Here is an 8,428-nt window from a genome sequence, read left to right on the forward strand (position 1 = left end):
GCTCACGCCCGTACCTCCTCGGCGAGATCGAGCGCCTCGCGGGCCATCCGCGCCGTGGCGTCGAGGTCCGTCATCATCAGCGGCACGGCGCGGCAGCGGATGCCCGCGGCCTCCACCGGCTCGACGGCGGCGGCGTCCACGGTGTCGACGAGCCAGCCGTCGAGCATCCCGGAGCCGTAGTGCTGGGCCACGGCCGCGGCGCTGGTCTCGACGCCGACGGCCGCCAGCACCTTGTCGGCCATGCCGCGCACGGGCGCGTCGCCGACGATGGGGGACAGGCCGACGACCGGCACCCCGGCGTCCGCGATGGCCTCGCGCATGCCCGGCACCGCGAGGATCGTGCCGACGCTGACGACGGGGTTGGACGGCGGGAAGAGCACGACGTCCGCCGCCGCGATCGCCTCCAGGACGCCGGGCGCGGGCTTGGACTGCTCGGCGCCGACGGGGATGACGGCGTGCGCGTCCACGGACGCGCGCAGCCGCACCCAGTACTCCTGGAAGTGCACGGCCTTGCGGCCCTCGTCGGTGTCCACCAGTACGTGCGTCTCGACGCGGTCGTCCGTCATCGGCAGCAGCCGGACGCCGGGGTTCCACCGCCGGCAGAGCGCCTCGGTGACGGCGCTGAGCGGGTATCCGGCGCCGAGCATCTGGGTGCGGACGATATGCGTGGCGAAGTCGCGGTCGCCGAGGCCGAACCACTCGGGCCCGACGCCGTACGCCGCCAGTTCCTCCTTGACCGCGAAGGTCTCCCCGGCCCGGCCCCAGCCCTGCTCCTCGTGGATGCCGCCGCCGAGCGTGTACATCACGGTGTCGAGGTCGGGACAGACTTTCAGGCCGAAGAGATGGATGTCGTCGCCGGTGTTCCCGATGACGGTGATGTCCGCGTCGGGGACTGCTGACTTGAGGCCGCGTAGGAAGCGGGCACCGCCGATGCCGCCGGCCAGAACCACAATGCGCTGCATGGGGCCAGTCTGTCAGCCGGGGGCCGACGTGTTGAAGGCCGGTGGCGGCCGCCGGCCCGCCGCTTCCCTTACGCCGACGGACGGTATGTCAGCGGGCCAGCTCCGCGCACCGCGGGCCGCGCATGGGCATCTCGGTGAGGCCGGGGAAGTAGATGTGCAGGCTGACGGCCGGTTCGAGGGAGTCGTTGACGACCTCGTGGACGTAGCCGGGCGCGAAGATGCGCTGCGCGCCCGCCCCGAGGCGAAGGGGCGCGGCGGCGTCCGCCTGTACGGGGCCGTCGGCCGCGGAGCGCTCCGTCAGCTCGCCGTCCAGCACGGTGAGGACGCCGGAGGAGGGGCCGTGGTCGTGGCGGCCGGTGCCCTGGCCGGGAACCCAGCTCAGCAGCCAGACCTCGTAACCGGGGCCGGTGCGCAGCCGGTGGTACCAGCGGCTGGCCGCGTCGTAGCGGACGAGGTGTGTCCAGCCGTCGCGGTCGGCCGCGATGGCGGTGGCCAGGCCGGCGAACCCGGCGACGGTCGAGGGGTGGGCGGCGACGGGCGGCAGGAGGTGCGGGATGGCGAGCGGGTCGCCGGCGATCTGGACGTCGCTGTTCATGTGCGGAAGGTCCTCGGCAAGAGTCTCGGCAGGAGTGGCTGCGGAAATGCTGTGGAAGTGCTGCGGGGCCCAGGGGCCATGAGTCAAGGAGTCACGGGGCATGAGTGCGGCATGAGCCCGGAGACGCGAAGTGACGCCGTTGGCCGGGCGCGGCGCGGACCCGGCCGCGCCGGTGGGCGGCTGCGGTGGTCCGCTCGGGTGGAACGGGCCGCGCTCTGCGCGCCCGCCTCAGCTGGAGCTCGGTGGCGTCAACAGCTGGAACAGCGACAGCGTGCCTGCACAGCGCAGCGGGACCCGTAGGAACGGGTCAGGCAGAGCGTGTGGGTCGCTGGCATGCAACAAGGAGAGCGGCTGCCGACTCTCCTTGTCAACCAGATGTCCGGTTTGGGGATAATGTTTCACCTCATCCGGTTAAAGTGCTCAACGAAAGGTTTGTACGGCCATGCGCCGGGAGAGGTGGCGCACCAGGCGCACCCGCAAACGCCCCCCGTTGCATGAGGTGCAACGGGATCGGCGCGCATGGCGTCCTCTCCTTCGGGGAGGCGATGCGCGGCGGGCGAGAGGGTGTGTCCCGTCTTATGGCGATTTGAACACTTTCCGCATAGCCTTGGTTCCGCAGAGTGAATAAGGGGCCCAATAGCAGATCTCGGCTTGACTGGCCCGGATCGGCACACTTGTAATTTCACTCGTGTCGTTCAGCCGTATTCGGTAACGGCAACATCACGGGGACGCAAAGACAGACTAGGGGCGCACATGACCGAGCTGTTTCAGGAACTGCTGGTCGAGGAGGCGGACGAGGAGCTCGGCTGGCAGGAGCGCGCACTCTGCGCCCAGACCGATCCCGAATCGTTCTTCCCGGAAAAGGGCGGATCCACGCGCGAGGCGAAGAAGGTCTGCCTTGCGTGCGAAGTCCGCTCCGAGTGCCTTGAATACGCCCTCGCCAATGACGAACGCTTCGGCATCTGGGGCGGCTTGTCCGAGCGCGAACGCCGCCGCCTGAAGAAGGCCGCGGTCTGACGCGGGACCGCATGCGGCCGAGGCCGCGTCATCGCTCCATCACCGCGTCGCGAAACACACTCGATTCACCCTGCACACACCGCGAACCGCACACGCACCGCACGCACTGCACACACTGCGAAAGCGCACATACCGCACGGCCCGCCTCCGGCACCACGCCCGCCGGAAGCGGGCCGCCGTGCGTTCCGGGCCGCCGGGCTCGTACGGACCCGGTCGGCGGACACCGGCGAACCATTAGTGTGGGGTGCCGTCCGCGACGCACCAACGACCCCACGGGGCGCGGGCGTCCATCGCAGTCCAAGCACGCAGCTATCCGGGGGGCGACCCCTGGGACCCCGGCCGGAGGGCCCGTACCTCGATGTCCGTGCACAGTCAGTCGGCGGCTCAAAACCCGGCCGCCACCCCAGAGTTCCCGCGGCACGTCGTCACCGCCGTGCTCGTCTCCCATGACGGCGACCGATGGCTGCCCCAGGCCCTGAGCGGTCTCCTCGGCCAGGAACGGCCCGTACAGAACGCCGTCGGCGCCGACACCGGCAGCGGCGACGAATCCGCCCAGCTGCTCACCGAGGCCCTCGGCGCCGACCATGTGCTGCACCTCGCGCGGCGCAGCGGCTTCGGCACCGCCGTCGACGAGGCGGTCCGCTCCGCGGCCGTCCTCACCCCCGAGGACCTGCCCTATCTGAAGCGGCCCAGCGGCTGGGACCCCGTCAGCCGCACCTGGCGCGACGACGCCTACGACATGCCGGAGCTGCCGCACGGCGAACCCGTCCAGTGGCTGTGGCTGCTGCACGACGACTGCGCCCCCGAACCCGACGCGCTCGCCGAACTCCTGCGCGTCGCCGACAGCGACCCGCACGCCGCGATCATCGGCCCCAAGCTGCGCAGCTGGTACGACCGCCGCCAGCTCCTCGAAGTCGGCGTCTCCATCGCCCGCAGCGGCCGCCGCTGGACCGGCCTGGAACGCCGCGAACAGGACCAGGGCCAGCACGACCAGGTACGCACCGTGCTCTCCGTCTCCACCGCCGGCATGCTCGTCCGCCGCGACGTCTGGGACGAACTCGGCGGCATCGACGCCCGGCTGCCCCTCATGCGCGACGACGTCGACCTCTGCTGGCGCGCCCAGGCCGCCGGGCACCGGGTGCTCGTCGCCCCCGACGCCGTGCTGCGGCACGCGGAGGCGTCCGCCCGCGAGCGCCGCCCCGTCGACTGCGTGGGCCGCTCCGTCGCCAACCCGCACCGCGTCGACAAGGCCGGCGCCGTCTACACCCTCCTCGCCAACAGCCGCGCCGCCGCCCTCCCGTATGTCATGGCGCGGCTCGTGATCGGCACCCTGCTGCGCACCCTCGCCTACCTCGTCGGCAAGGTCCCCGGCCAGGCGCTCGACGAACTCGCCGGGCTCTTCGGCACGCTGCTGCGCCCCGGCCGGATCCTCGCCGCCCGCAAACAGCGCGGCAAACCCGCGGTGGAGGCGAGCGAGCTGCGGCCGCTCTTCCCGCCGCCCGGCGCGACCGTACGGGCCACCTTCGAACAGGTCGCGGGCAACCTCAACGGCCGCTCCGAACCCGAGCTGTCCTCCGCCGGCCGGCACGGCGGCGTCGAGTCCGGCCCCGGCGGCGACGACGCGGACTTCCTGGAGATCGAGCAGTTCGCCCGGCTCAAGCGCATCGCCCGGCGGCCCGCGCCGGTGCTCTTCGCCGCCCTGCTGCTCGTCTCCCTGGTCGCCTGCCGCGCCCTGATCGGCGGCGGCTCGCTGTCCGGCGGCGCGCTGCTGCCCGCCCCCGACCTCTCCGCCCTCTGGTCGAGCTATCTGGACGGCTGGCATCCGGTCGGCACCGGCAACACCGACACCGCACCGCCCTACCTCGCGATCCTCGCGACCCTCTCGACGCTCTTCCTCGGCTCCACCGGCTTCACCCTCACCCTGCTGCTGGTCTGCTCGGTGCCGCTGGCCGGCCTCACCGCCTACTTCGCCTCCCGGCCCCTGGTCGGCTCCCGGCAGCTGCGGGCCTGGGCCGCCGTCGCGTACGCCTTCCTGCCCGCCGCCACCGGCGCGCTCGCGGGCGGCAGGCTCGGCACCGCCGTGCTCGCCATCCTGCTGCCGCTCATGGCGCGCGCCGCCGTCGCGGCCGCCGGGATGCGCGCGCCCAAGGCCCGCCCGAGCTGGCGCGCGGTCTGGACGTATGCGCTGCTGCTCACCTTCACCGCGGCCTTCACCCCGATCGTCTGGCCGATCGCCCTCGTGCTGGGCGTCGCCACCCTGCTCGTACGCGTCGTCGTCGGCCGGGGCGAGGCGCTGCTCGCCCACGGCCTGCGGTTCCTCGCGGTCGTCGGCACGCCGCTGATCGCCCTCGCCCCCTGGTCCCTGTCGCTGCTCACGCACCCCGGCCGCTTCCTCACCGAGGCCGGACTCGACTACCAGCACGGCGCCGCCTCCGCCCTCCAGCTGCTCTCCGTCGACCCCGGCGGCCCCAAGACCTTCGGCGGGCTGCTGCTGCTCGGCATCGTGCTGGCCGCGCTCGCCGCGCTGCTCCGCGGCGACCGGCAGCCCGCGGTCCGCTGCGCCTGGGCCGTGGCCCTGGTGGGCCTGCTCTTCGCCGCGCTCGCCAACGGCTCCGGCTGGGCCGGCCCCGCCTCCCTCGTCTACGGCATCGCCCTGATCGGCGCCGCCGTCATCGGCGCGGAGGGCGCCCGTACGCGCGTCACGGGCCTCAGCTTCGGCTGGCGGCAGCCCGTCGCCGCCCTCATCGCGGTCGCCGCGGCCGCCGCCCCCGTGGTCGCCGCCGCCAGCTGGATGATCAGCGGCGCGGACGGGCCGGTCGAGCGGCGGGACCCGGTGCAGGTCCCCGCGTTCGTCGCGGAGGAGGCCGGCACCCGCGACCAGGCGCGCACCCTCGTCCTCGGCGGCGAGCCCGCGCACGTCGCCTACACGCTCGTACGGGGCTCCGGCGCGCGGCTCGGCGACGCCGAGCTGGCCACGGCCGACGGCCCCGACAAGAAGCTCGACGCCGTCGTCGCCAACCTCGTCGCGGGCTCCGGCGCCGACCAGACCAGCCGGCTCGGCGAGTACGCCGTCGGCTACGTCCTCCTCCGCGACAGCGCCAAGCCGCTCGGCCGGACGCTGGACGCGACGCCGGGCCTGACCCGGCTCAGCCAGGAGGACCGCAGCTCGCTGTGGCGCGTGGACGAGCAGGTCGCGCGCGTCGCCGTGGTCGACGGGGCGAAGGACGGCGCGGGACAGGGCGCGGCGACGCCGCCGGTGCCGGTCGCGGCCGGGCCCGTCGAGGCGCACAGCAAGATCCCGGACGGCCCCGCGGGGCGCGTGCTGCGCGTCTCCGACCGGGCCGCGCCCGGCTGGCAGGCGACCCTCGACGGCAAGCCGCTCAAGGCCACCACCGTGGGCGGCTGGGCGCAGGGCTTCGAGCTCCCGGCGGGCGGCGGGCGGCTGGACCTCACGTACGACACCCCGCTGGCGCACACCGCGTGGGTGTGGGCGCAGGGGCTGCTGGGCGTCGTGCTGCTGGTGCTCGCGCTGCCGGGCCGCCGCCGCGAGGTCGACGACGACCTCCCGGAGGCCGAGGCCGCGGCCGTACCGGCGCAGGCCGCGTCGGGGGAGGGCCGCCGGGCGCGCAGGCTGCGGGCCGCGGCGGAGACCGACCAGGCCGGCGCGGAACCGGCCGCCGACGGTGAGCCCGCGGCCGATCCGTACGGGCGCGAAGGCACTGCGGACGCTGCGGACGCCGCCTCCGGACACGACGGGCCGCCGGAGGGCGCGGACCACTTCGCGGACCCGTACGCGGTGCCCCAGCAGGGGCAGTACGGGCAGTGGGACGGCCAGAACTACGCGGGCTACGGACAGCAGGGCGGCGACCCGTACCAGGAGGGGCACTACCAGGGCGGTGGCCACTATCAGGGCGGCTACCAGGACGGTCAGTACCAGGACGGCCAGTACCAGGACGGCCAGTACCAGGACGGCCAGTACCCCGCGGGGCAGCATCCCGGCGTCCCCGGCGGGCAGTTCCCCGAGGGCCAGTACCCGGAGGGGCAGTACCAGGACGGCCAGTACCCGGACGGCCAGTACCCGGCGCAGCCCTATGACGGCGGCCAGTACGACCCGTACGCCTACGGCGGGCAGCAGCACTACGACACGGCGTACGGCAACGGAACCCAGCCGCAGCCGCACCGCGACGGGAGCGAGCACCAGTGAACCGCACCACCCTGACCTTCTTCGGCGCCGTCGCCGCGCTCGCCGCCGTCACCGGCGTCGCCGCGGTCACCGTGCCCTCCGAATCGTCCCGGCCCACCGCGAAGACGGCCGAGCGGCTGCCCGTACAGCGCTCGACCCTGGTGTGCCCGCCGCCTCCGTCCTCGGAGGTGGGGGAGACGACGTACACCGCGTTCACCCCGCAGGGGAAGGGCGGCGCGAGCGGGTCCCAGAAGTCCACGGGGACGCCCACGGCGGACATGCTGCCCGTCGGGGGATCCTCGTCGGGCGGCTCCGGGGGGAAGAAGGACGAGAAGGGGAAGAAGGATGGCAAGGACGGCAAGGACTCCAAGGGCTCCAAGGACCCTAAAGATTCCAAAGGCACGGCCAAGCCCGTCGTCTCGGTGAAGGAGCCCGGCAAGCCGGTGACCGCCGACACCGACAGTTCCGACGCCCCCGCCCTCTTCGGCTCCGCCGACGGCGCGCTCGCCCCCGGCTGGAGCGTGCAGCAGACCACCACGATCAGCGCGGGCAGCGGGCGCGGCGTGCAGGGCCTGACCTGCGCGGCCCCCGACACGTCGTTCTGGTTCCCCGGGGCGAGCACCGGCAAGTCGCGCCAGGACTACGCCCACCTGACCAACCCGGACAACACCCCGGCCGTCGTGGACCTGGAGCTGTACGGCAAGGACGGCCGTATCAAGGCCCCCACCGGCGAGGGCGTCAACGTCCCGCCCCGGTCCACGGTGCGGGTGCTCCTGTCGACCCTCACGAGCCAGCCCGCGGAGGACGTCGTGGTCCATGTCGCGGCCCGCTCGGGGCGCGTGGGGGCCGCGGTCCAGGCGTCGGACGAGAAGACCGGCGGCGACTGGCTGCCGGCCTCCGCCGAGGAAGCGTCCGGCGCGGTCTTCCCCGGCGTGCCGGCGGACGCGACCTCGGTGCGGCTCGTCGCCTTCGCGCCCGGCGGCAGCGACGCCGACCTCAAGATCAAGCTCGCCGGGAAGAGCGGCTCCATCACCCCGGCCGGTCATGAGTCGCTGCACGTCAAGAGCGGCATGATGGCCACCGCCGACCTCGGCGCGATCACCAGCGGCGAGGCGGGCTCGCTGCTGCTGGCCTCGGAGGGCGGCAGCGGCAAGGTGGTCGCGGCGCTGCGCGTCACACGCGGCAAGGGCGACAAGCAGGAGACGGCGTTCATTCCGGCGACGAGGCCCATCGAGGAGCGCGGCACGGTCGCCGACAACCGCGCCAAGGGCTCGACGCTGTCCCTGGTCGCGCCCTCGAAGGACGCGGAGGTGAAGGTCACTTCCTCCGCGGGCAGCGAGGGCGGCACCCCGGTCAGCAAGAACTACTCCGTCAAGGCCGGCACGACGCTCGCCGTCGACCCGCCGAAGCCGGGCGGTGGCAAGGGCGCGTTCGCCGTGACGGTCGAGAAGACCTCCGGCGGCCCGGTGTACGCCTCGCGGATGCTGGCGCTGCCGGAGGGCGGCGTTCCGATGTTCACCATCCAGACGCTGCCCGACGACCGGGGGACGGTCGAGGTCCCGGAGGCGGAACAGCGGCTGTCGCTGCTGAACGACTGAGACCGAGGCAGTGGTCGGGGCCCCGCTTCGGTCGGGCCCCTCTTGGGTTGGGCCGCCCCTCTTGGGTTGGGCC

At 73.6% G+C, this 8,428-nt stretch carries 5 protein-coding genes; 3 read left to right on the plus strand and 2 right to left on the minus strand.

The genetic code is table 11. The annotated features are described in order from the left end of the window. Positions 1-2: 2 nt before the first annotated feature. Together cofD and ACFU99_RS23705 are read right to left on the minus strand one after the other, a co-directional pair. Complete coding sequence (gene cofD / locus ACFU99_RS23700) at positions 3-962, minus strand: 2-phospho-L-lactate transferase (protein ID WP_384395103.1); 960 nt, start codon at positions 960-962, stop codon at positions 3-5. 88 nt (positions 963-1,050) lie between these two features. Next, positions 1,051-1,557 carry a cysteine dioxygenase gene (locus ACFU99_RS23705; protein ID WP_384395105.1) on the minus strand — a complete coding sequence of 169 codons (507 nt, stop codon included), beginning with the start codon at positions 1,555-1,557 and terminating at the stop codon, positions 1,051-1,053. Positions 1,558-2,310: 753 nt separating this feature from the next. Here ACFU99_RS23705 and ACFU99_RS23710 point away from each other — a divergent pair. The 3 genes from ACFU99_RS23710 to ACFU99_RS23720 all read left to right on the plus strand — a co-directional run bounded on the left by ACFU99_RS23710 (position 2,311) and on the right by ACFU99_RS23720 (position 8,355). Continuing rightward, positions 2,311-2,574, plus strand: a complete 264-nt coding sequence (locus tag ACFU99_RS23710; RefSeq protein ID WP_003983763.1) for a WhiB family transcriptional regulator — start codon at positions 2,311-2,313, stop codon at positions 2,572-2,574. Between the two features lie 358 nt (positions 2,575-2,932). Further along, complete coding sequence (locus ACFU99_RS23715) at positions 2,933-6,778, plus strand: glycosyltransferase (RefSeq protein WP_384395107.1); 3,846 nt, start codon at positions 2,933-2,935, stop codon at positions 6,776-6,778. Continuing rightward, positions 6,775-8,355, plus strand: coding sequence for a DUF5719 family protein (locus tag ACFU99_RS23720; RefSeq protein WP_384395109.1), 1,581 nt, complete (start codon positions 6,775-6,777; stop codon positions 8,353-8,355). Before ACFU99_RS23715 ends, ACFU99_RS23720 begins: the two co-directional genes overlap by 4 nt. The last annotated feature ends 73 nt before the right edge of the window (positions 8,356-8,428 follow it).

The sequence above is a fragment of the Streptomyces sp. NPDC057654 genome (assembly GCF_042800135.1).
Taxonomy (GTDB): domain Bacteria; phylum Actinomycetota; class Actinomycetes; order Streptomycetales; family Streptomycetaceae; genus Streptomyces.

What these genes read in the sequence shown, in the direction of transcription:
- ACFU99_RS23705 (WP_384395105.1), bottom strand. Translation starts at nt 1,557, where the DNA reads ATGAACAGCGACGTCCAGATCGCCGGCGACCCGCTCGCCATCCCGCAC.
- ACFU99_RS23710 (WP_003983763.1), top strand. Translation starts at nt 2,311, where the DNA reads ATGACCGAGCTGTTTCAGGAACTGCTGGTCGAGGAGGCGGACGAGGAG.
- cofD (WP_384395103.1), bottom strand. Translation starts at nt 962, where the DNA reads ATGCAGCGCATTGTGGTTCTGGCCGGCGGCATCGGCGGTGCCCGCTTC.
- ACFU99_RS23715 (WP_384395107.1), top strand. Translation starts at nt 2,933, where the DNA reads ATGTCCGTGCACAGTCAGTCGGCGGCTCAAAACCCGGCCGCCACCCCA.